At 35.1% G+C, this 21,508-nt stretch carries 16 protein-coding genes, 14 tRNA genes and 1 pseudogene; 29 read left to right on the top strand and 2 right to left on the bottom strand.

Annotated features, from left to right (window positions below; all coding sequences use genetic code 11):
- Positions 1–89: 89 nt before the first annotated feature.
- From CEF14_RS08595 to cysI, 8 genes are all read left to right on the top strand, one after another.
- Complete coding sequence (locus tag CEF14_RS08595; protein ID WP_102692462.1) at positions 90–794, top strand: phosphoadenylyl-sulfate reductase; 705 nt, start codon at positions 90–92, stop codon at positions 792–794.
- 18 nt (positions 795–812) lie between these two features.
- On the top strand, positions 813–1,952 hold the full coding sequence (sat, locus tag CEF14_RS08590) for a sulfate adenylyltransferase (RefSeq protein WP_102692461.1): 1,140 nt from the start codon (positions 813–815) through the stop codon (positions 1,950–1,952).
- Positions 1,953–1,963: 11 nt separating this feature from the next.
- Positions 1,964–2,545, top strand: coding sequence for an adenylyl-sulfate kinase (cysC, locus tag CEF14_RS08585; RefSeq protein ID WP_102692460.1), 582 nt, complete (start codon positions 1,964–1,966; stop codon positions 2,543–2,545).
- 153 nt (positions 2,546–2,698) lie between these two features.
- Entirely contained in the window at positions 2,699–2,854 is a 156-nt protein-coding gene (locus CEF14_RS08580) for a YezD family protein (RefSeq protein ID WP_245890117.1), read from the top strand.
- A 129-nt stretch (positions 2,855–2,983) separates the two neighbouring features.
- Entirely contained in the window at positions 2,984–3,763 is a 780-nt protein-coding gene (cobA, locus tag CEF14_RS08575; protein WP_102692458.1) for a uroporphyrinogen-III C-methyltransferase, read from the top strand.
- A 10-nt stretch (positions 3,764–3,773) separates the two neighbouring features.
- The gene (locus CEF14_RS08570; RefSeq protein ID WP_102692457.1) at positions 3,774–4,517 is read left to right on the top strand and encodes a sirohydrochlorin chelatase; all 744 of its coding nucleotides are present in this window, start codon (positions 3,774–3,776) and stop codon (positions 4,515–4,517) included.
- Between the two features lie 18 nt (positions 4,518–4,535).
- Positions 4,536–6,293, top strand: coding sequence for an assimilatory sulfite reductase (NADPH) flavoprotein subunit (locus CEF14_RS08565; protein ID WP_102692456.1), 1,758 nt, complete (start codon positions 4,536–4,538; stop codon positions 6,291–6,293).
- Positions 6,294–6,306: 13 nt separating this feature from the next.
- On the top strand, positions 6,307–8,022 hold the full coding sequence (cysI, locus tag CEF14_RS08560) for an assimilatory sulfite reductase (NADPH) hemoprotein subunit (RefSeq protein WP_102692455.1): 1,716 nt from the start codon (positions 6,307–6,309) through the stop codon (positions 8,020–8,022).
- Between the two features lie 667 nt (positions 8,023–8,689).
- On the opposite strand, the gene CEF14_RS08555 is transcribed toward cysI, so the two are convergent.
- Complete coding sequence (locus CEF14_RS08555; RefSeq protein ID WP_102692454.1) at positions 8,690–9,145, bottom strand: chemotaxis protein CheX; 456 nt, start codon at positions 9,143–9,145, stop codon at positions 8,690–8,692.
- A 356-nt stretch (positions 9,146–9,501) separates the two neighbouring features.
- Between CEF14_RS08555 and CEF14_RS08550 the strand changes: the two genes are divergently transcribed.
- From CEF14_RS08550 to CEF14_RS08465, 18 genes are all read left to right on the top strand, one after another.
- Positions 9,502–13,122 (top strand): dynamin family protein, encoded by a 3,621-nt coding sequence (locus CEF14_RS08550; RefSeq protein WP_102692453.1) that lies wholly within the window; start codon positions 9,502–9,504, stop codon positions 13,120–13,122.
- Positions 13,122–13,934, top strand: a complete 813-nt coding sequence (locus CEF14_RS08545; RefSeq protein ID WP_102692452.1) for a sulfurtransferase — start codon at positions 13,122–13,124, stop codon at positions 13,932–13,934. Before CEF14_RS08550 ends, CEF14_RS08545 begins: the two co-directional genes overlap by 1 nt.
- A gap of 101 nt (positions 13,935–14,035) precedes the next feature.
- Positions 14,036–14,971 carry a C39 family peptidase gene (locus CEF14_RS08540; RefSeq protein ID WP_102692451.1) on the top strand — a complete coding sequence of 312 codons (936 nt, stop codon included), beginning with the start codon at positions 14,036–14,038 and terminating at the stop codon, positions 14,969–14,971.
- Between the two features lie 446 nt (positions 14,972–15,417).
- Entirely contained in the window at positions 15,418–16,635 is a 1,218-nt protein-coding gene (locus CEF14_RS08535) for a hypothetical protein (protein ID WP_102692450.1), read from the top strand.
- Between the two features lie 247 nt (positions 16,636–16,882).
- Positions 16,883–16,957 (top strand) — tRNA-Gly (locus CEF14_RS08530).
- 9 nt (positions 16,958–16,966) lie between these two features.
- Positions 16,967–17,055, top strand: a tRNA-Leu gene (locus CEF14_RS08525).
- Positions 17,056–17,096: 41 nt separating this feature from the next.
- Positions 17,097–17,173 (top strand) — tRNA-Arg (locus CEF14_RS08520).
- Between the two features lie 4 nt (positions 17,174–17,177).
- A tRNA-Pro gene (locus CEF14_RS08515) sits at positions 17,178–17,251 on the top strand.
- Between the two features lie 19 nt (positions 17,252–17,270).
- Positions 17,271–17,346: transfer RNA gene (locus CEF14_RS08510), tRNA-Ala, on the top strand.
- A gap of 24 nt (positions 17,347–17,370) precedes the next feature.
- Positions 17,371–17,444 (top strand) — tRNA-Met (locus CEF14_RS08505).
- Positions 17,445–17,452: 8 nt separating this feature from the next.
- Positions 17,453–17,545: transfer RNA gene (locus tag CEF14_RS08500), tRNA-Ser, on the top strand.
- Between the two features lie 27 nt (positions 17,546–17,572).
- A tRNA-Met gene (locus CEF14_RS08495) sits at positions 17,573–17,649 on the top strand.
- A gap of 4 nt (positions 17,650–17,653) precedes the next feature.
- Positions 17,654–17,730, top strand: a tRNA-Asp gene (locus CEF14_RS08490).
- Between the two features lie 28 nt (positions 17,731–17,758).
- Positions 17,759–17,834: transfer RNA gene (locus CEF14_RS08485), tRNA-Phe, on the top strand.
- 10 nt (positions 17,835–17,844) lie between these two features.
- Positions 17,845–17,920: transfer RNA gene (locus CEF14_RS08480), tRNA-Thr, on the top strand.
- Positions 17,921–17,929: 9 nt separating this feature from the next.
- A tRNA-Asn gene (locus CEF14_RS08475) sits at positions 17,930–18,006 on the top strand.
- 3 nt (positions 18,007–18,009) lie between these two features.
- Positions 18,010–18,100, top strand: a tRNA-Ser gene (locus tag CEF14_RS08470).
- Positions 18,101–18,103: 3 nt separating this feature from the next.
- Positions 18,104–18,175: transfer RNA gene (locus CEF14_RS08465), tRNA-Glu, on the top strand.
- 75 nt (positions 18,176–18,250) lie between these two features.
- Here the strand turns inward: CEF14_RS08465 and CEF14_RS08460 are convergent.
- Positions 18,251–18,997 carry an alpha/beta hydrolase gene (locus CEF14_RS08460; protein ID WP_245890115.1) on the bottom strand — a complete coding sequence of 249 codons (747 nt, stop codon included), beginning with the start codon at positions 18,995–18,997 and terminating at the stop codon, positions 18,251–18,253.
- Positions 18,998–19,999: 1,002 nt separating this feature from the next.
- Here CEF14_RS08460 and CEF14_RS08450 point away from each other — a divergent pair.
- From CEF14_RS08450 to CEF14_RS19275, 3 genes and pseudogenes are all read left to right on the top strand, one after another.
- On the top strand, positions 20,000–20,293 hold the full coding sequence (locus CEF14_RS08450; RefSeq protein ID WP_102692447.1) for a hypothetical protein: 294 nt from the start codon (positions 20,000–20,002) through the stop codon (positions 20,291–20,293).
- 99 nt (positions 20,294–20,392) lie between these two features.
- A complete protein-coding gene (locus CEF14_RS08445) occupies positions 20,393–21,034 on the top strand; it encodes a Yip1 family protein (protein ID WP_102692446.1) in 642 nt (213 codons plus the stop codon).
- Between the two features lie 173 nt (positions 21,035–21,207).
- Positions 21,208–21,495 (top strand): annotated as a pseudogene (locus CEF14_RS19275) (alpha/beta fold hydrolase); the annotation flags it as partial.
- Positions 21,496–21,508 lie beyond the last annotated feature (13 nt).

Raw genomic sequence — 21,508 nt, 5'->3', positions numbered from 1 at the left:
ACTATTTATATTAGCTAACCAGACAACTGGAGGCACTTTTAATGGGTATAGCCATTAGAGTGCCTTTTTTTATGGAAGGAGGGTAAAAAATGCTTACTTTTGAAACATTTGAAGAGGCTCAAATTCCTGCAATTGAACATGATCCTAATTATAAAGGAGCGCTCGAAGTTTTAAAGTGGAGCTATGATACGTATAAGGACCAGCTTGTATATGGCTGTAGCTTTGGTATTGAGGGAATTGTACTTATTGATCTGATTACAAAAATAAAGCCGGATGCAAGAATTGTTTTTTTAGATACGAATCTCCATTTTCAAGAAACATATGAAACTATTCAAAAGGTGAAAGAAAAATATCCAAGTCTTCAAATTGAAATGAAGCAGCCAAAGCTTTCGCTCGATGAACAGGCATCTCAATTTGGTGAAAAGCTGTGGGAAACAAATCCAAATGAGTGCTGTAGAATTCGAAAGATTGAGCCATTGCATGAGGAGTTGTCAAATGCACCTGCTTGGATTTCGGGACTACGAAGAGAGCAAAGTCCAACACGAGCAAATACAGAGTATTTTAACAAGGATTCAAAATTCGAGGCGATTAAAATTTGCCCGCTTATTTATTGGACTTGGAAAGATGTTTGGCGTTATGTAACAAAACATGATCTACCGTATAATGTTTTACACGATCAAGGCTATCCAAGTATAGGGTGCGAAAAATGTACGAAGCCTGCTTGGACAGCTGATGATTTACGGTCAGGTCGTTGGCAAAATACAGGAAAAACAGAATGTGGCCTACATGGCTAATTAGAGGAGGAATTGAATATGACAAACGTTGCACATGGTGGTACGTTAGTATCTCGTTTCAATCCATCATTAAATATTTCATCAATTCATAAAACCATTACACTTGACGCAATTGCCTTAAGTGATTTAGAGCTAATCGGTATTGGTGGATACAGTCCAATTACTGGCTTTTTTAATGAGGAAGATTATCTTTCAGTTGTTGAACGTTTGCGATTAGCTGATGGAACTGTTTGGAGTATTCCAATTACTTTACCCGTTTCAGACGCTGAACTTGCAACGATTGAACTTGGAGATACAGTAAAGCTTGAAAAAGATGGTGTTACATATGGTGTGATTGAGGTTGCCTCTATCTATACACCAGATAAACAAAAAGAAGCTGAAAAAGTATATGGAACAAAGGACGAGGCACATCCTGGTGTATCAAAGCTATTCTCGCGACCAAATTCATATGTGGGCGGGGACATTACATTAATTCATAGACAAGAACCTGCATTTGAGGAGTATACATTTACACCAGCAGAAACACGTGCCATTTTTGATGAAAAAGGCTGGGAAACAATTGTAGGCTTCCAAACTCGCAATCCTGTTCATCGTGCACATGAATATATTCAAAAGGCAGCTTTAGAAACAATCGATGGTCTTTTTTTAAATCCATTAGTAGGTGAAACGAAATCTGATGATATTTCTGCTGAAGTACGAATGGAAAGTTACCAAGTGCTCCTTGAAAATTATTATCCAAAAAATCGTGTTCATCTAGGTATTTTCCCAGCTGCGATGCGTTATGCAGGTCCAAGAGAGGCAATTTTCCATGCACTTGTGCGTAAAAACTATGGATGTACACATTTTATTGTTGGACGCGACCATGCAGGTGTGGGTGATTATTATGGGACTTATGATGCACAAAAAATCTTTGATCAATTTACTGCTGAAGAACTAGGAATTCAACCTTTAAAGTTTGAGCATAGCTTCTATTGCACGGCTTGTGAAGGAATGGCAACAACTAAAACATGTCCTCATGACCATGAGCATCATATTATATTATCCGGTACAAAGGTTCGAGAAATGCTGCGTAATGGTGAGGTGCCACCAGCAACCTTTAGTCGTAAAGAAGTTGTCGAAGTACTGATTAAGGGTATGAGAGAAAAGACAGAAGTCTAGGGGGAATCATAATGGCAGAAAATATTGTATGGCATGATGCATCTGTTACCAAGGAAGAGCGTGAGGAGAAAAGCGGGCAAAAAAGCGTAATTCTTTGGTTTACTGGACTATCAGCATCTGGAAAATCAACGATTGCAAATGCTTTTGCACGTGAAGCTTTTAATCGTGGTAAGGCTGTGTATGTGCTTGATGGTGATAATATTCGCCACGGCCTAAATAAGGATTTAGGCTTTGATGAAGATAGCCGGAAGGAAAATATTCGTAGAATCGGTGAGGTTGCAAAACTATTTGTAGATGCTGGTCATATCGTCTGCACGGCATTTATTTCACCGTATCGTCAAGATCGGGAAGTCGTTCGTCAATTAGTAGAAGATGGAGAGTTTCTTGAAGTATATGTAAAGGCTTCTGTGGAGATATGTGAAATTCGAGATCCTAAGGGATTGTACAAAAAGGCTAAGGCTGGAAAAATTCCAAACTTTACAGGAATTTCAGCACCATACGAGGCACCAAATAATCCAGAAATCATATTAGATACAGAGCAATATTCCATAGAGGAATGTGTACAGCAACTTATTAAAGAATTAAATATATAGTATTTAGGTATGGGCCTCCTAGTATTTCGACTAGGTGGCTTTCATATTAAAATTTTACAAAAAACAATTGACAATAAATACTAACAAGTCTAAAATAGTGTCAAGTATAGAAAACCTATTAGTTTACTAAGTATTTGAGTGAGGGGAATGCAAATGCCGATAACTAAGCAGGAGAAATTAAAAGCTATTGAGAAGGCTATCGAAGGTATTCAATTTGGAGAAGTACAAATTACAATTCAGGATGGTGTTATCGTACAAATTAATCGGGTTGAAAAGCAGCGATTTCAAAAAAATACAAAAAGTAAATAATGATTTGGCTAGCCGACTAGACAACTAGAGGCATCCAGCTATATAAATCTTTCGCAAATTTTAATGGCGAAGGTTTTTATAGCTGGATGCCTTTTTTAAACTTAAATTCTACATCATAGAGGTGATTGAATGGGGCGAGTATACATTGTAGGTGCAGGTCCAGGAGATATAGAACTTATTACAGTGAAGGGACTCCGATGCATTAAAGAGGCAGACGTTATTTTATATGACCGTTTATTAAATAAAGAATTATTGAACTATGCGAAACCAAATGCAGAGCTCATCTTTTGCGGTAAGCTTCCAAATCGACATGCCATGATTCAGGAAAGTATCAATGAATTACTCGTGCGTTATGCCATGGAAGGAAAGATAGTTACTCGCTTAAAGGGTGGCGATCCATTCGTCTTCGGTAGAGGAGCAGAGGAAGCAGAAGTTCTTGCCAATAAACAAATTCCATTTGAAATTGTACCGGGAATAACTTCAGGAATTGCTGCTCCAGCCTATGCGGGTATTCCCGTAACGCATCGTGACTTAAGTTCTAGCTTTGCTATTGTAACGGGTCATCGTCAGGAGGGAAAGGATGATGATTTAAAATGGGAGTCACTAGTTAATATTGAAACACTTGCAATTTATATGGGGGTAAAAAACCTACCATATATCGTGTCGCAGCTTCTTAAATTTGGTCGATCTAAGGAAACACCTGTTGCACTTGTACATTGGGGGACTTATAACAAGCAACAAACAGTGACTGGGAGACTTGAAAATATTGAATCGATTGTAGAAGAATCGAATATTTCAAACCCTTCCATGATTATTGTAGGTGAAGTAGTCAAATTACATGAAAAAATCCAATGGTTTCAAGAACAATCCAATCCGGAGCAAAAAATTGCCGAACTAGTAGGCTTTTAGGAGGTAACAGATGCAAGCAGTTATCTATATTGCACATGGTACGCGTGTTCAGGAAGGGGTTGATGAGGCAAGAGCATTTGTAGAGCGTGCAAAAAAATATATTCCAATCAAACTACAGGAAATTTGTTTTTTAGAGTTAGTGGAACCAACAATTGAGCAAACAATAGAGCGTTGCATTCAAAAAGGCGCATCAGAAATTGCACTTGTTCCGATATTGTTGCTAACAGCAAATCATGCAAAAAAGGATATTCCTGCAATTGTTAAACCAATAGAAAGAAAATATCCTCATATTGTATTTTCATATGGAAAACCATTTGGTATTCATCCAAGCTTAATCACACAAATTTATGAGCGGATTGAGGAGCAAACTTCTGATCTAGCGCCTGATGCAGAAATATTGTTAATTGGCCGGGGGAGCAGTGATCCGGGGGTTGTTCGAGATTTTGCTGAAATTGCGACACGTTTTAAGCTTCGATATGGTGTGCGTCATGTCGAAATTGCTTTTTTATATGGAAATGGTCCTAAGTTTAGTAGTTTTGTAGAAAAAATAGTGAAATCTCCAAATAAACAGCGCTATATCGTTCCCTATTTGTTATTCCAGGGGCTACTTAGAAAGCATATCGAAAAAGAATTAGAAGGAATTCAGTTAGTGACAGTTTGTAACAGCCTAGGCTACGGTGATCGAGTACTCGAAGTTTTAGTTGAACGTACAAGAGAGGCAATAAAGGCATTACAAACATCCTATGCAAGTTAATATAGATGAGGTGAAAAAATGACGTTACAAGTTAGCAATAGTCCATTTACAGAAAAGCAAGTTCAACTTTTAAATGAGCTCTTACCTAATTTAACAGAGCAGCAGAAAATTTGGTTGAATGGTTATTTAAGTGCACCCCTTCAAGTTATTGCGAATGCAACGGAAGTGCAAGAAATTTCGATTCCACATCAAACAGTTACAGCGACGATAATTTATGGTTCACAAACTGGTAATAGTCAGAAGCTAGCTGAGAAACTTGGAGCGCTTCTAGAAGGGCAGTTCGTTGACATTGAAGTTTCTTCGATGCTTGATTTTAAAGTAAAGAATCTAAAGAAACTCGATAATCTAATAATTATCACAAGTACTCATGGTGAGGGAGAGGCACCTGATAATGCAATCCCTTTTTATGAATTTTTACATAGTAAACGTGCACCTAAGCTTCCAGATTTGCATTATGCTGTCCTTGCTCTTGGCGACAGTTCTTATGAATGGTTCTGCAAAACAGGTGCTGACTTCGATCGGAGACTAAAAGAGCTGGGAGCACAGCAACTAATAGAGCGTGTTGATTGTGATGTGGATTATGAGGAATCAGCAGAGAAATGGTTTGAAGCATTGGCAAAAACACTTGTACCATCAAGTATTAATACTTCACAAACAGTAATAGAGCATACAAATTCATCTGTTTACTCTAAAAAGTTTCCATATCAAGCAGAAATAGTAGAGAAAATCAATTTGAATATGGATGGCTCCAACAAAGAAACGTATCATTTAGAGCTCTCATTAGAGGATTCAGGTATTAAGTGGCAGGCCGGAGATAGTATTGGAATTTATCCGCATAATCATCAATCAGTCGTTGAAGAACTAATTGAAGTAGCAGGCTTTAGTGGTGATGAGTATGTTCAATACAAAAAAGAGACATTGCCAATACTAGATGTTTTAAAAAATCATCTGGAAATTACAGTACTTACAAAACCACTTATTGAAAAACTTGCTCCCTATACAAATGGTGCAAGTGAACTATTAGATGGAAAATGGAAAGAATATAAGGAAGGTCGATATCTAGCGGACCTATTCAAAGATTATGATTTTACGGGAACTCCACAGGAACTTGTAGATGTATTACGTCCAATTCCAGCGAGACTTTACAGTATTGCATCAAGTTATACAGCAAATCCAGATGAAGTTTCTTTATTAATAGGTAAGGTTTCTTATATTACACATGATCGAAAACGAATTGGGGTAGCATCAGGTGAAATTGCTGAGCAATTAGAGATAGGTGATAAGGTTTCAATCTTTGTGCAAGATAATCCGAATTTTAAGCTTCCTAATCCTAAAACACCGATTATCATGATTGGTGCAGGTACAGGTGTTGCACCATTCCGCTCATTTATCGAAGAACGAGCAGAACAAGATGCGGGAGATTCTTGGTTATTCTTTGGGGAACAGCATTTTCTTACAGACTTCCTCTATCAAGTTGAATGGCTTCGCTATTTAGAAGAAGGTATATTGACGAAAATGGACGTTGCCTTTTCTAGAGATCAGGAAGAAAAAATTTATGTTCAGCATCGATTGCTGGAAAATGCAGAGGATGTTTATAAGTGGATTGAAAACGGAGCTGTTGTTTATATTTGTGGCGATGAAAAAACAATGGCTAAAGATGTGCACGAAGCTCTCATTCAAATCATTGAACAACAAGGGAACATGTCACGGGAGCAAGCTGAAGAAAAGCTAGCTACATTACAAAAAGAAAAACGATATCAACGAGACGTTTACTAAAGGAGGTAGTTTCATGACGGGAAAAGTTGAAGCACCAAAGGGTTTACCAAGTGTGAATGAAAAATTTAAAGAAGAAAGTAATTATTTACGAGGGACGATTGCCCAATCTTTTGAAGAGCCACTATCAGGGAAAATTCCAGAGTCTGATCAGCAGCTGATTAAGTTCCATGGTAGCTATATTCAAGACAATCGTGACGAACGCTTAATTCGCCAACGTAAAAAACTTGAACCCTCTTACCAATTTATGGTTCGTGTTCGAATCCCAGGAGGAGTTGCTACTCCTGAACAATGGTTGATGATGGATGAAATGGCCAATACTTATGGAAACAATACTTTAAAATTGACAACTCGCCAAACATTCCAAATTCATGGACTCTTAAAATGGAATGTTAAAACATTCATGCAAAAGATAAATTCAGTGTTATTGGATTCTATTGCTGCATGTGGCGATGTGAATAGAAACGTGATGAGTAATGTAAACCCGTATCAATCAGCTTTCCATCAAGAGGTGTATGAATGGTCAGTTAAACTAAGTGAGCATCTACTACCTCATACCAAGGCCTATCATGAAATTTGGTTAGATGGTGAAAAAGTGCATGAAACACCTCAAACAGAGGAGGTAGAGCCGATTTATGGGGAACATTACCTACCTCGTAAATTTAAAATAGGTTTGGCCATTCCACCAAGTAATGATGTAGATGTGTTCTCTCAAGATATCGGGATTATTGCAATTGAGGAAAATGGTCAGTTAATCGGATTTAACCTTGCTGTTGGTGGCGGTATGGGTATGACGCATGGAGAAGAAACTACGTATCCGCAGCTTGCCCATTTAATCGGCTTTGTTCCTAAGGATAAGTTATTAATAACCGCAGAAAAAATTGTGACAATTCAACGTGATTATGGAAACCGTTCAAATCGTAAAAATGCACGCTTCAAGTATACAATTGATCGTGTAGGGCTTGAATGGTTTAAAGAAGAGCTTGCACGCCGAACAGGTTTTAAGCTAGAGAAAACAAGAGAATTTCAATTTACACGAACAGGCGATGAATATGGCTGGATAAAAGGAGACAATGGAAACTGGCATTATACATTGTTTGTTCAAAACGGTCGTATTAAGGATACAGAAGAATACCTACTTATGACAGGACTTCGTGAGATTGCAAAAGTGCATAAAGGTGAATTCCGTATGACACCAAGCCAAAATGTAATGATTGCAAATATTTCACCACAAAAGAAACCTAAAATTCAATCGCTGATTGAACAATATCATTTGACTGATGGTAAGCACTATTCAGCACTACGACGCAATTCTATTGCATGTACTGCACTTCCAACATGTGGACTTGCGATGGCAGAGGCGGAGCGCTACCTACCTTCACTAATTACAAAAATTGAAGAAATTATTGATGAGGCGGGATTGCACGATGAGGAAATTGTTATTCGGATGTCAGGCTGCCCGAATGGTTGTTCACGTGCTGCACTTGCTGAAATTGGCTTTATCGGTAAAGGACCGGGAAAATACAATATGTATTTAGGGGCTTCCTTTACAGGTGATCGTTTAAGTAAAATGTATCGAGAGAATATCGGTGAGGATGAAATTTTAGAAGAGCTGAAGCCGTTATTATTCCTATATGCAAAAGAACGAGAAGAAGGCGAGCATTTTGGAAACTTTGTTGTGCGTAAGGGGATCATTAAAGCCACAACTGACGGAACAAACTTCCATGCGTAAAAAGAGTTGGGATTGAATTTCTAGGAAGTAAGATTATATTCACTATAGTAGAAAACAGTGATTTTCTGTATAAAACAGATAAATCACTGTTTTTTTGTGGCTTTTAAATAATAATACACTGTTTAAAATAAAATCAGGAAGAGGATAACAGACAAAGTGATTAGTTCTTAGAGATTTACAAAATATAAGAGGTGTTTATATTGTTCAAACATTTGGTGTTTTATGGATCTTAGATATGAACTATTTATGAATGAATTTAAAGCAATCCATGAAAATCCAATTTGGTTTGATTTATAATTTCAGGTGTAGTATCTGCTTACTTATTAATGAATATAATCCCTTAAAATCATTTATTATTTCTATTTTAATATTTTTAAGCATTTCAGTATTTGTTGCTTATTTTGTTACGATTACTTCTGATTCAGGCTTGTTACTAGGAGTTTTAACGGGCGTTATTTTATTTATTTGCTTCCTTATCCTAATATTTATATCTATCATTTGAGAAAGAAACAACTAACAGATGTAGGAGGTGAGAAATAAATAAGGTGAGAGGTGAAAGTCACATGTTCTTTAAAGAATTTTGTGGAGTGTATGTTCGATACATTTCATATTCAAATAAAAAAAATGTCCATTTTTGTCATGGGCATTTTTTTTATACATATGCTATTTAAGTAGGATCAATTGTCAACAAAATAGTTAGGTCTCCAATTCCATCTGCATTTACGGGTAATTTGAATGCATGTCTAAAACCAAAAAGTTTAGTATGCCCAACCATGACAGTAGGTGGAGTAATATCAAGCTCTAAATTTTGTTCAGCAACATAAGTGCACAGATTTCCTGCAATCATATTCCCAAACTCACCAGTAAAAGATTCTAACATTGCACCATCAAGTTGCATTCCATACATAGCTTCACCAATTGCACTAAAAGTTTTTGGAGTAGAATCTATGATAATACGTCCTTTCATATCTCCGACCATGCCTATTAACACACTAATTTCAGATTGCTCGTAAGGGTCTGAAGTAATGGATGGAGATGCAACATGAACCTCTTTGGGTAAAACAGCTTTGAGTGAAAGAATTGTACCATTAAGAATTGCTTGAACTTGCGTCGAAGTGCTCATTGTTATCTCCTTTGAATGTGACCTTTTTATTATAGTATCACGCTAACAAAGAAATTAATAGCAAACCTTGACGAAAATTAGTTTTTTTATTATTATTGAGATAACAAATGAGAATGATTTTCATGTTCAGTAATAGAACTTATATAAGAATAATTCTAAAAAGGAGCGATTAAAATGGTTTATGCATTGATAGGTGCCACATTGATTGTTTATGGAGCAATTGGGAAATACGTTTTTAATCATACAACAACACATTTAAAATAATTTCTTAAATCCTTCTATTAAATAGGAGGATTTTTTTTGCTCTAACATGGTAGAATAAACTTATTATTTATTAAAAGGAGTAAAAGTTTGTCATGACAGAATTCGAACAGAAATTACAAAAACTCTTAAAGCAAACAGCAGTACAATATTTAATTTATCAACAAAATGAAGACCAAGAACGTTTACAAAAAACAAAATTATTTGCTGAAAAGCTTTTAAATAAAGAATATATGATAGCATTCGCGGGTCATTTTTCTGCTGGGAAATCGAGTATGATTAATGCTTTAACAGGTGAAGAACTGTTACCTTCAAGTCCGATACCAACGAGTGCTAATGTTGTAAAAGTACACAAGTCAGATCGGAACTATGCGATTGCTTATTTAACAGATCAAGATCCGGTTATGTTTGATGAGGATTATGATATTCGTACTGTGAAGGAATTTGCCAAAAATGGTGCACTTGTTTCACAAATTGAAATTGGGCATCAAGATTCTGTGTTACCAGAAGGAATTACTGTTATGGACACACCTGGGGTTGATTCCACTGATGATGCACATAGAATGTCTACTGAATCTGCTCTACATTTAGCTGATATTGTTTTTTATGTAATGGATTACAACCATGTTCAATCTGAACTAAATTTCCAATTCACAAAAAACTTGATGAAGTATAATCCAAATCTTTATCTAATTGTCAATCAAATTGATAAGCATAAAGATAATGAACTGTCATTTGAAGATTTTTCAAACTCAGTTCACACATCTTTTGCAAACTGGGGTGTACAGCCTAAAGGGATTTTCTTTACGTCATTACGTGATGCGAAAAATCCAAATAATGATTTCAAAACAGTAAAAGAAATTGTTATGAATAGTATTAATGGCTGGCAAGAAAATTTACTTGCTGTTGCAGAAAAGACTTTACAACAGCTTCACAAAGAGCATGAACATTATTTAACTTCAAACAAACAAGAATTATTAGCAAATAATCAAGACATCTTATCTCAAGAAGAGTGGGAAAACCGGAATGAAATTACTTCTGACTATCAAACAATCATTCATCAATTAGAATTGTATTCTGCATCCAATTGGCAAAGAAGTTTTGATAACAATCGAGATGAATTGTTAGAAAATGCTGCGATTATGCCTTTTGAATTGCGTGAGAAATTAAAGCTTTATTTAGAAAGTATTCAACCTAATTTTAAAATGGGAATGTTCTTTGCAGCGAAGAAAACACAGGCAGAAAAGGAAGCACGTAAAGAGGCTTTGTATGAAAAATATACTGAAATTACATCTTCTCAAATTACAGGACATTTAAAAGCGTTAATGAAGCAATCCTTAAAGGAAGTGAATGCTTTAACAGACGAAATGTCACATGAAATTGATGACTTTACTTTAAAGCCACCAATGAGTGTAATTGAAGAACAAGTTAAACTGGATTCAGGCATTGAGGGAGATGCTCTATTAAACTTTGCAAATAGAGTCGCAAATGCTACAAAAAGTTGGTTTAAGCAAAATACAGATGATTGGAAATTTGAAAAAGCATCATATATTGAAGAATTATCATTTACAACAGTTGCACCATTAAAGAAAAAGGGTGCAGAATTACAAAAAAAAGTTGAAATCATTGAAGCTGTGGAAATGATCGAACAGCAAGAAAAGTATTTTGAAGTGCAAAAATCAGTTTCAACTGAAACAGTAAATAAAGAAGCAGATCAATCTGTATCGCAATGGACTAAAGAACATAAAGAAGCATTTGAAAAAATTCGTCATTTTGATCCTTCAATGTTAGTAAAAGAAGAACAATTAGAATTTGATGAAGTGATTGATGAGCAAGTACATGAGGGATTGTCCATTCAAACAGCAGTAGCTCTTCAAAATGCATTAAAGACTGCAGACGCTGTAGCACCAATTCATGGTTTCACAGAAGTTGCAAATTATTTAAAAAATAAAGTACAACGTTTAGAACAAAAAGATTTTACGATTGCATTGTTTGGTGCATTTAGTGCGGGAAAATCTTCTTTTTCAAATGCATTAATGGGCCAAAAAGTATTACCTGTTTCACCAAATCCAACTACTGCTGCCATCAATAAAATACGTCCAGTTTCACCAGATCATCCACATGAAACAGCAGATGTACATTTAAAAACAACTGAACAGTTACAAGAAGATATTATTGCAAGTTTTGGTGCAATTGGTGTGCGTGTAGTTTCATTAGAGGATGCATACAGTAGAATTGAAGAAGCGTTAACAAAAGAATTAGAAGATGAACGATTACATGTTCATAAATCATTTATCCGAGCTTTCAAGGAAGGATATCCTGAATTTAAAGAAAAGCTTGGTAGTACAGTTCGGACGAACAGAGAAGAGTTTGAGAAATTTGTAGCACAAGAAAGTAGAAGTTGTTTTGTTGATTCAATCGATTTCTATTTCGATTGTGAGTTAACACGATTAGGTGTAACGTTAGTTGACACACCGGGGGCTGACTCAATTAATGCTAGACATACAGGAGTAGCTTTTGAATACATTCGAAATGCGGATGCTATTCTATTTATCACATATTACAACCATGCATTTGCAAAAGCAGATCGTGAATTTTTAATACAACTGGGTCGTGTAAAAGATGCCTTTGAATTAGATAAAATGTTCTTTGTTGTAAACGCTATTGATCTTGCATCAAATGATGAAGAAGCTGATGATGTCAAAACATATGTTAAACAAGAATTACAACGTTTTGGAATTCGTAAACCACGACTTTTCGGTGTTTCTAGTCTACTTGCTTTACAAGAAAAGGTTGAAAATAAAACACTTGAATCTGGTATGGCTTTATTCGAAGAAAACTTCCATCACTTCTTATCAGAAGAATTAACAGCTCTTGCTGTACAAGCATTAGTTGAAGAAACAGAAAAAGCCCAAGAACGCTTAAGAATGCTAATTCAACAAACTGAAGACAATTTAAAACGAAAAGATGAACGATTAGCTGAACTCGCAAAATTAGAACAATTTATTCACACTCGTTTTATGAATTCTGCAGCACAAACAATTGAAAAAGACACCGTACAAGAACTAGACGAACTTCTGTATTACGTTTTACAGCGAGTGTATTATCGCTATCCAGATTTCTTTAAAGAAGGTTATAATCCTACAACTTTTGCAACGAAATCTTCCGCAGTAGCATTAGATATTGCCTTAAAAGAAGTTTTATCAAGCTTAAGTTTTGATTTCGAACAAGAAATGCGTGTTACAAACTTCCGCTTAGTTAAATTTATTTTGAAAAAAATACAAGAGCGTTATGCATATGATACAAGACAACTCAAAGATATCAATGAAAGCTTTTCATTCATGCCGTTTGAAGTTGAAGAACCTGGAATATTAGAATACACAGGTCCTTTTACAAGCACTAAACCTTATGAATCAGTAAAATCTCACTTCAAAAATAGTAAGGCCTTCTTTGAAAAAGGAGATAATATAAAACTTCGTGAGGCTCTCGAAGAATTAACAAAACCAGATGCAAAAGCCTATCTTGAAAAACAATCTGAACGTATGAAAAAATGGTCAGAAGATGTAATAACTAAAGAAGCTGAAGATCTACGATTGTATATTAGTAGACAGGCAACTCAACAAATAGAAATAGAAAAATCATTGCTCCAAGAAAGTAGTAAGTTAGAAGAATGGAAAGTGATTTATGAATCATTAATGGATGGAGTGAAAAATTAATGGGGAATGTGTTTGTTTCAGTTAAAGACTTAGATTTATTGAAGCAACATGATTATAAATGGATTGACGCTCGTTTTAACTTACAAAATCCTACTGAAGGAATTTCTTTATATAATGAAAATCATATTGAAAACGCAGTGTATTGGGATTTAGTAAAGGATTTATCTGATATGCAAAAGAATGCAGGTAGACACCCAATGCCAGATAAGGAACAACTAAAATCCTTATTCGAACAAAGCGGTTTACAACAAGATCAATTTATTTTAGTTTATGATCAAGGTGGAGCACCTTTCGCAACAAGAGCATGGTGGATGTTGCAATATGGTGGTTTCAAAAACGTTAAAGTTGTTCAAGAGGGTTATCAGGCTTTAAAATATGCAGGTTTCAAAACTACTAATGAAAAAACAGTTACTGAAACTACACATTTAGCTATAAATTGGCAAGATCATCTATATACGAATCGTGAAGGCGTAAAAGCCATCGTTGACGGTAAGGTAAAACGTACATTACTTGATGCTAGAGCGAACGTTCGCTATAGAGGCGAACAGGAGACAATCGATCGTGTAGCAGGGCATATTCCAGGTGCATTAAATTACGATTGGGAACAATTAAAAGAAAAAGGATATTTGGCACCAAACGAAACTTTACTAGATATAGTAAGTAAAAATGAACCGATTACAGTTTATTGTGGAAGTGGTGTTACTGCCTCCCCGTTGTTTGCAGTTCTAAAAGAAATGGATTATGAAAATGTGCAGTTATACACAGGAAGTTTTAGTGACTGGATCACTAAGTATGATGTAGAAAAAGGGTAAAAGTACAGATTTAGATAGGGCTATTTCTATGATATGATTTAGGATAATAGGGATATAATCCCTGTATCTTACATAAATAGTTTATAGAAAGTAGGCTTACAGTGTTTTTAACTACAACAAAAAAATACAAAAAATTACTAAGTATTACAGCATTAACTTCAACTATTGTAACAGCTAACATTACAGGTTTTGTATCACATCCAATTATGTCGCAAGCTGCTTCATCTGAAGAGAAAGTGTCATATGAATATGTTTTAAAAACAGCAGGAAATGTCCGGTCTGGCGTTGGAACAAATTATAAAGTTTTAACAACATTAAAGAAAGGGACAACCATAAAACCCTCTGTTCGAAAAATAGATACGAAAAAAACGTATTGGTATAAAATTAAAATAGGTTCAAAGTATGGTTGGATTTCAGGTACACTTTTGAAAAAAATATTTATTTATAAATCTAGTGGAGATAAGAACGCAATTTCATTAGATGTCCCTTATATCAATCAGATGAAGCCGTTATTTGCTCCCTTTGGTTGTGAGGGAGCAAGTTTACAGCAAGCGTTGCAGTTTAAAGGATATGCGAAGAAAACAACTTATAAAAAATTCTTAGACAATATGCCTAAAACACAACGAAATCCTTATAAAGGTTTTGCAGGATCTCCATATCATGCTATAGATGGTGTGTTTCAATCTATTTTTCCAAAGCCGCTAGCAGAGTATGGCAAGAAATATAGTCATACTGTTTATGATCTCACAGGGGCTTCTGCTAAAGATTTACGAACTGAGTTGGCAGCAGGTCATCCGATAGTTGTTTACGTAACGTTGGATTTTTCCAAACCAAAATGGACAACGTGGAATATGGGGACTGCTGGTAAGCACGTAAAGATGGTAGATAATTTGCATGTTATGACACTAGCAGGATATAGTAGTAAAACCAAACGTTATAAAGTTATTGACCCTAACAATAAAGGAATCTACTGGGTAAATGAATATGAATTTGAACGCGCATATAATGCTTTAAAATATGCTGTAGTCGTTCGATAAAAAATAGAGACATCTTCATCGTAGTTCTGTTGAACATCGATGGAGATGTTTTTTGTTTTAAAGGAATCGAATCCACTTCACAATGCAAAATTTATCGGATATATACGAATATTTAATGATATCTAAATTTTGTTCGTTGTGAAGTGGAACGCGGTACTTCTTTGGGAAAACGTGTCCTGAGGGAACAGCTTCTTAACCAACATCGTGTTTGTTGGTCTGAGGAGATTGAAGCCAATTTCGATGAAAGTATCGTCTGTAGAAGAACATCCAAATCTGAATATTTAAAAGTTGATATGTTGAAATATCCGTGTTTAAAAGTCAAGATGGATGCGAAAAATAAAAAAAGATACTAGAAAATAAAAGGAAATAAATTGTATTTGTCGAATAAGGTAAAGGAAAATTATGTAATCGTATATTACTGCTCATATAGAAAGAGGTGAATAGTAATGCTTTCAAAGGAAATTTTATTGGAATCCATCACATTACAATTGGGACAAGGATTAATGGAAATAGATAATATATATAAAAAACAACTAACACTTTTAAAAACTGAAATCGCAAACCGAGATCAGCAAATTCAATTGTTAAAAGATGAAATAGAAGATCTACTTGGTAATATTAAATCCTTGAACAAAATTAATCATAACTTAAATAATGAGAGAGAAAAATTATTAAAACAGATTAATAGAAAAAGTAAAAAAATGGACTTTACAAAGGGGATCACACTCTTACTTTGTGACAATATTTCAAATGAAGAGAAAGTTAAAATTATATCCCATTTACTTAAAATTGCCCCTGATGATGAAAAGAGTGAAGAGTATATTCAGGAATTTATGCAGATTATTAGTGATTCAATCACGACTTTTGATTCTTATCATAGCAGGAGCATTAAGAGAGAATTGAAAAAAAACTATGAATTTTATCATCGATTGTTTTTAAAAGCTTCATCAAAATATGTAAGAAAAATATTATCTGCCTATCATTCAAGCAAGATGATTGATCTGGTAAAACACTTATTAAATGAGCTGGTACAGTCGAATAAATTATATTCATATAAAGATGAAGATGCACTAAATATATTGTTATACATAATCTATTATAGAATAATAAAAACTTATCAAAACGATAGCCGATTTAAGTTATTTTATAAAGATACTAGGAACGATTACAGTAATAGAATTTATGATCTATATAATCAGTATTCTATCAAAAGAAATCGTACTTATTTTAAAGAGTTTGTTTCAGTACTTGAAGAAAAAGAAGATTGTATAGATTTACTAAAAGTGGAAATGTTTCAAAGTATACTAAGACGTATTTTTAATAAAGAAGCGGAAATTGAAAACTATTATAATCTTGAACAAAAGATCAAAAAGGCAGCTCCAAAATCATACAAATATAGACATCCAAGCTATAGCGAACTTCGGAATTTTGGATATCAAATAACAGATCGTAGTGATGAACAACGATGGTTAGCATTGCAGGAATTTGTAGAAAGCTATAGTTTACAAGCAGCTGCTTATGAACTCCAAAAAAGAATTCGTCTTAAAATGGGGAGGGAAGAAGATCGAAAAAGGTATGCAAATGCAATTGGAAAATGGAGTTATGATTTAAAACGTTTAAAACAGGAATACTTTAAAAATGATTTTCCTTGGCCAGAAAATTAACTTATTAGAGTTGCTAAAGTTTCTTTGAGATAATACATTTTACAGTAACTTAAATGAATTATTAAACAAGAAGCGACCGATAAAAAGGAAATCGTTATACCTTTTAATGGGTCTCCTCTTGCTATTAGCTAAGAGTTTAGTTAAACTATCAGAAGAGTTTCTTGAGGAAAAATAAAAATTATTATTTTTATATAAAAAAGTGTTGCATTTATAAAATATATCCCATATAATAAGTATTGTCCTTAACGCGGAAGTAGTTCAGTGGTAGAACATCACCTTGCCAAGGTGGGGGTCGCGGGTTCGAACCCCGTCTTCCGCTCCATTAAGAGATGCCGGGGTGGCGGAACTGGCAGACGCACAGGACTTAAAATCCTGCGGTAGGTGACTACCGTACCGGTTCGATTCCGGTCCTCGGCACCATCTTTTATTTATATAATATTGAAATGTTTTGATTTATATTTGCGCCCATAGCTCAACTGGATAGAGCGTCTGACTACGGATCAGAAGGTTGTGGATTCGACTTCTGCTGGGCGCACCATATTCGGGAAGTAGCTCAGCTTGGTAGAGCACTTGGTTTGGGACCAAGGGGTCGCAGGTTCGAATCCTGTCTTCCCGATCATTTTAGATTTACATATGGGGCCTTAGCTCAGCTGGGAGAGCGCCTGCCTTGCACGCAGGAGGTCAGCGGTTCGATCCCGCTAGGCTCCACCAATCTAAATTTTAATATACAATTATGGCGGCCTAGCTCAGCTGGCTAGAGCGTACGGTTCATACCCGTAAGGTCGGGGGTTCGATCCCCTCGGCCGCCATATTACCTGGGGGAATACCCATGCCTGGCTGAAGGGATCGGGCTTGAAGACCGACAGGCGGGTCAAACCGCGCGGGGGTTCGAATCCCTCTTCCGCCTCCATTATTTATAAAGTAACTATACAATTATCGCGGGGTGGAGCAGTTCGGTAGCGCGTCGGGCTCATAACCCGAAGGGCGCAGGTTCAAATCCTGTCCCCGCAACCAAAATGGTCCGGTAGTTCAGCTGGTTAGAATGCCCGCCTGTCACGCAGGAGGTCGCGGGCTCGAGCCCCGTCCGGACCGCCATTTTGTATTAAATCTATTAACTGATTATGGGTCGGTAGCTCAGTTGGTAGAGCATTAGATTGAAGCTCTAAGTGTCGGCAGTTCGATTCTGTCCCGACCCACCATAATAAATTTGCCGGTGTAGCTCAGTTGGTAGAGCAACTGACTTGTAATCAGTAGGTCGAGGGTTCGACTCCTTTCGCCGGCACCATTTTATGATTCCGAAGTAGCTCAGTTGGTAGCAGCATCTGACTGTTAATCAGAGGGTCGCAGGTTCGAGTCCTGCCTTCGGAGCCATATGGAGAAGTACTCAAGTGGCTGAAGAGGCGCCCCTGCTAAGGGTGTAGGTCGGGTAACCGGCGCGAGGGTTCAAATCCCTCCTTCTCCGCCAGTTGGCCCCTTGGTCAAGCGGTTAAGACACCGCCCTTTCACGGCGGTAACACGAGTTCGAATCTCGTAGGGGTCATAATTTCATGTGAATATAACAAAGAAAATCCAAAGAAAACATGTGTTCTCTTTGGATTTTCTTGTTTTTATGTTCTTATACTTTTTCAGCCATTAAATAAGCGATAAAGATTGGTACCCGTTCTTTAAATGCCTTGTAATGATGTACAGCTTGTTCAATTGTATTAAAATGAGATGGCACATCTTTATCTTTTAAAATTTCATAAATTGCTTTATTGGAATCTAAGAATAGTTTACTAACTTTATCATTTTCTCCTGATTCTTTTGTTCCACAGTCAATGTAAAAGCGCTCTAGGTGCGTTAAGCTATTCTTTACTAATAGTTTTTCAATTTCTTCTTGATTACGATAATATGCAGATGAAATGGCTGCTACTCTTTTAAATATATGAGGATAACAACAAGCAGCATAAGTTGAGATAAGAGCTCCTAAGGAGATTCCTGCAATATATGTTTGATTTTTTTCAGTACGATATTGATAGTCTATTAAAGGCTTAAGATCATTTACCATAAAATTTATATATTCTTTTCCTTTACCGCCTAACGAACTTTTTTTACCAGTTAAAACTTCACTGAATTGCCTGTTAGCCCATGGACAATATTCATTGATCCGCTCATCTCCAAATGTATTTTGATCAATAGCAACGACAATAAGATTGATTTTGTGTTGTTCCAAATATTGATGGAGCTCTAATGCAACACCACCTATTGCTCTTGTGTTTTCAAATACGTTTTGTCCATCGTGCATGTATAATACAGGGTATCTTTTATTTACTTCGTAATAATTGTCCGGTATGTAAACTTGAATGGTTCTTGGATGATTCAATATAGGAATAGTAAAGGATTTTATCAAACGAATACACCTTCTTTATATTATATAGTAGTTTAAAATTATAGTTAGTCGTTACAGATACATTAAATTGGTCATATGAATAATCATCGTTGATACAATTATCTATTTACTAAATTTTACTCTAAATAGCTACATAAAAGATAATAAAATAATTATAGAATGAAGTGAAGAGGTTTATGTTAAGGAAATATCCATGGTATTTAAGGCATCGTGTATTGCTATGTTTTTGTTTCATAACGCCCCCAATTGGCTATCTGATTGTAGTGTTAAATTTAAAGAAATTAAATTATAAAAAACGTATGGAATATTTAACATTATCAACTTTTACTATGTCAATTTGGATTCTGAAATTTTTACCAGACACAATAAATAATCTTGTTTGGGCTGCAATTACGGCTGTAATAGTCGGTAAATTGTTAATAAAATGGTGGGGGAAATTAAAGTCAAAATATTTAAAAGGATAATATATCTAGAATGATGATTATTCATAAGGAAACGGGCCTGTATGACAATTATTTATCTAAACTCCATGAATTTGTTATAATAAAAGAGAATCATTTCTTATATTGGTTAAAACTCTTTTCATATGACAAATTTTTAAAATAAAATCATCCACCATTTCTATTCGTAAAAGGGGGTATCTTTGTTGTTAGTTTACTAAGTATATTACTATTTGGATGTAGCAACGAAGAACAAGATGAAAAGAGCAAATTTGAGATTGCACGAAAGGTTTTAGGGATTCAAGCGGAAGATGATTGCATACTTGTAGAAGTTAATGGTGGAGTAAGAAATGTTGTAGCGCTACCAGAAAATGATAAAGCTTCAAATTACCAAGAAGGAGACAGAGTTGTCATTTGTACTTCAGCAATGGACACGTCTAATCCTACAAAAATTGAAGTGATACATATTGAAAATCAAAATAATGAAGTATAATTATAACTTCTCCTTAAAAAAGTTAGAAAGTAGATGAACGAGATGGAAAATAAATTCCGAGTTAGTCAAATTCTTGTTTCCAAAGAAACGCAAAAAGTAGAAAAAATTTATGCAGTAAATGTAAAAGGCGAACCATTTGATTTACTAGAAATTGGCGTATTAGAACATTTTAAAATAGTAACAAAAGAACAAATTCAAGAAAAATTAAAACAACATCAAATTAAAGCGACTTTCATAAACAATGGTTATCGTACGCTACTTACCTTACATTCAAAGGAAGATGCCGATCTTTATATAGAACACATCGGACCATATTTTAATGAAGTATTATTATAGTTTTTGATAACATTTAACAGGGTTCATTAAAATTATCTCTATTTTATAGATGTTTTCTGTTAAAATTATAATATATCGGAAGGAGAGACAGAATATTTAATGAACCAACCTCAAAAACAACCTCAAAATTATGAAATTCAACCTTTTTTCTCTACTTGGTTACACCCCAAAAAAACGGCTCAATATTTAATCGACCATAAAAAATGGACATATGCATTAATTTTTGTGCTTTTAGGTGGAATGGCTAGTGGAATAACAGGTTTAGAAGATACAACATATTATCCTACTTATTCGACATGGATTTTGCTTCTAGGTTGTATTGTTGCAGGACCATTCATAGGGATTGTTTCTGTATCAATTAGTACATTTTTTACTTGGTTAATAGGTAAAATTTTTGGTGGTAAAGGTAGCTTTGAAGATATTTTTAAAGTTACAAGTTTAACAGCTATACCAACAATTGGAATTTCTCCGTTTTTGCTTGTATGGATGGCTAATTTCCCACTAACCTATTTTGACACAGGTCAAGAAACTAATCTCGTGACAATAATGTCAGCAATTGTTTTTTGGTTAGTAACTCTAGTAACTGGGATTTGGGCATTTGTAATTAATGTAGCGGGTGTTGCAATTGCACATCGTTTCTCAAACTGGAAAGCCTTTTTTACGATAATCATTCCAGGAATTATCCTTTTGTTAGTCGTTATAGGACTTGTACTTCTATTTCTGTCATTTGCTATATTATAGCAAATGACAAAGAAACCATAACTGCAGATAAACTTGAAGAATTTCGGGTTTATCTACAGTTTTTTTTTCGACAAATGTTTCTTGTAAAGGTATTTAAGCTTCTATAATAAATAATTATTATGGATTCATGGAAGGAATTTGATAGTCTTTATGGAAATAAATAGGAGTGTATATTAAAAGAATCACTTACAAAGCCAAACAGCGGAAAAACAGTTGGAAACAAGTTAGATTATTTTAGAAAAGTAGAATACCCAACATTTGATGTTCGAGAAGATTTACAAAATGTTAAAGTTCCTGCTTTTATCTACTCAGGTAAATTTGACTCACAATGTCCTATGAAATTTGGGGTTGAAATTGCTAAATTAATGCCACAAGCCACATGTACTATTTTTGAAGAAAGTAATCATTATCCATTTTCTGAGGAAGAAGATAAGTTTAGAGCTTTTGTTTTAACAACATAACTGTTGAAGTGAG

The organism is Rummeliibacillus pycnus, from assembly GCF_002884495.1.
Taxonomy (GTDB): Bacteria; Bacillota; Bacilli; order Bacillales_A; family Planococcaceae; genus Rummeliibacillus; species Rummeliibacillus pycnus.
This window is presented reverse-complemented; position numbering and strand designations above follow the sequence as displayed.

Bases quoted from the DNA above. Each gene is read 5' to 3' on its own strand.
- cysI (WP_102692455.1), top strand. From the start codon at position 6,307: ATGACGGGAAAAGTTGAAGCACCAAAGGGTTTACCAAGTGTGAATGAA.
- CEF14_RS08450 (WP_102692447.1), top strand. From the start codon at position 20,000: ATGGAAAATAAATTCCGAGTTAGTCAAATTCTTGTTTCCAAAGAAACG.
- CEF14_RS08595 (WP_102692462.1), top strand. From the start codon at position 90: ATGCTTACTTTTGAAACATTTGAAGAGGCTCAAATTCCTGCAATTGAA.
- cobA (WP_102692458.1), top strand. From the start codon at position 2,984: ATGGGGCGAGTATACATTGTAGGTGCAGGTCCAGGAGATATAGAACTT.
- CEF14_RS08445 (WP_102692446.1), top strand. From the start codon at position 20,393: ATGAACCAACCTCAAAAACAACCTCAAAATTATGAAATTCAACCTTTT.
- CEF14_RS08535 (WP_102692450.1), top strand. From the start codon at position 15,418: ATGCTTTCAAAGGAAATTTTATTGGAATCCATCACATTACAATTGGGA.
- CEF14_RS08550 (WP_102692453.1), top strand. From the start codon at position 9,502: ATGACAGAATTCGAACAGAAATTACAAAAACTCTTAAAGCAAACAGCA.
- cysC (WP_102692460.1), top strand. From the start codon at position 1,964: ATGGCAGAAAATATTGTATGGCATGATGCATCTGTTACCAAGGAAGAG.
- CEF14_RS08565 (WP_102692456.1), top strand. From the start codon at position 4,536: ATGACGTTACAAGTTAGCAATAGTCCATTTACAGAAAAGCAAGTTCAA.
- CEF14_RS08570 (WP_102692457.1), top strand. From the start codon at position 3,774: ATGCAAGCAGTTATCTATATTGCACATGGTACGCGTGTTCAGGAAGGG.
- CEF14_RS08545 (WP_102692452.1), top strand. From the start codon at position 13,122: ATGGGGAATGTGTTTGTTTCAGTTAAAGACTTAGATTTATTGAAGCAA.
- CEF14_RS08555 (WP_102692454.1), bottom strand. From the start codon at position 9,145: ATGAGCACTTCGACGCAAGTTCAAGCAATTCTTAATGGTACAATTCTT.
- sat (WP_102692461.1), top strand. From the start codon at position 813: ATGACAAACGTTGCACATGGTGGTACGTTAGTATCTCGTTTCAATCCA.
- CEF14_RS08580 (WP_245890117.1), top strand. From the start codon at position 2,699: ATGCCGATAACTAAGCAGGAGAAATTAAAAGCTATTGAGAAGGCTATC.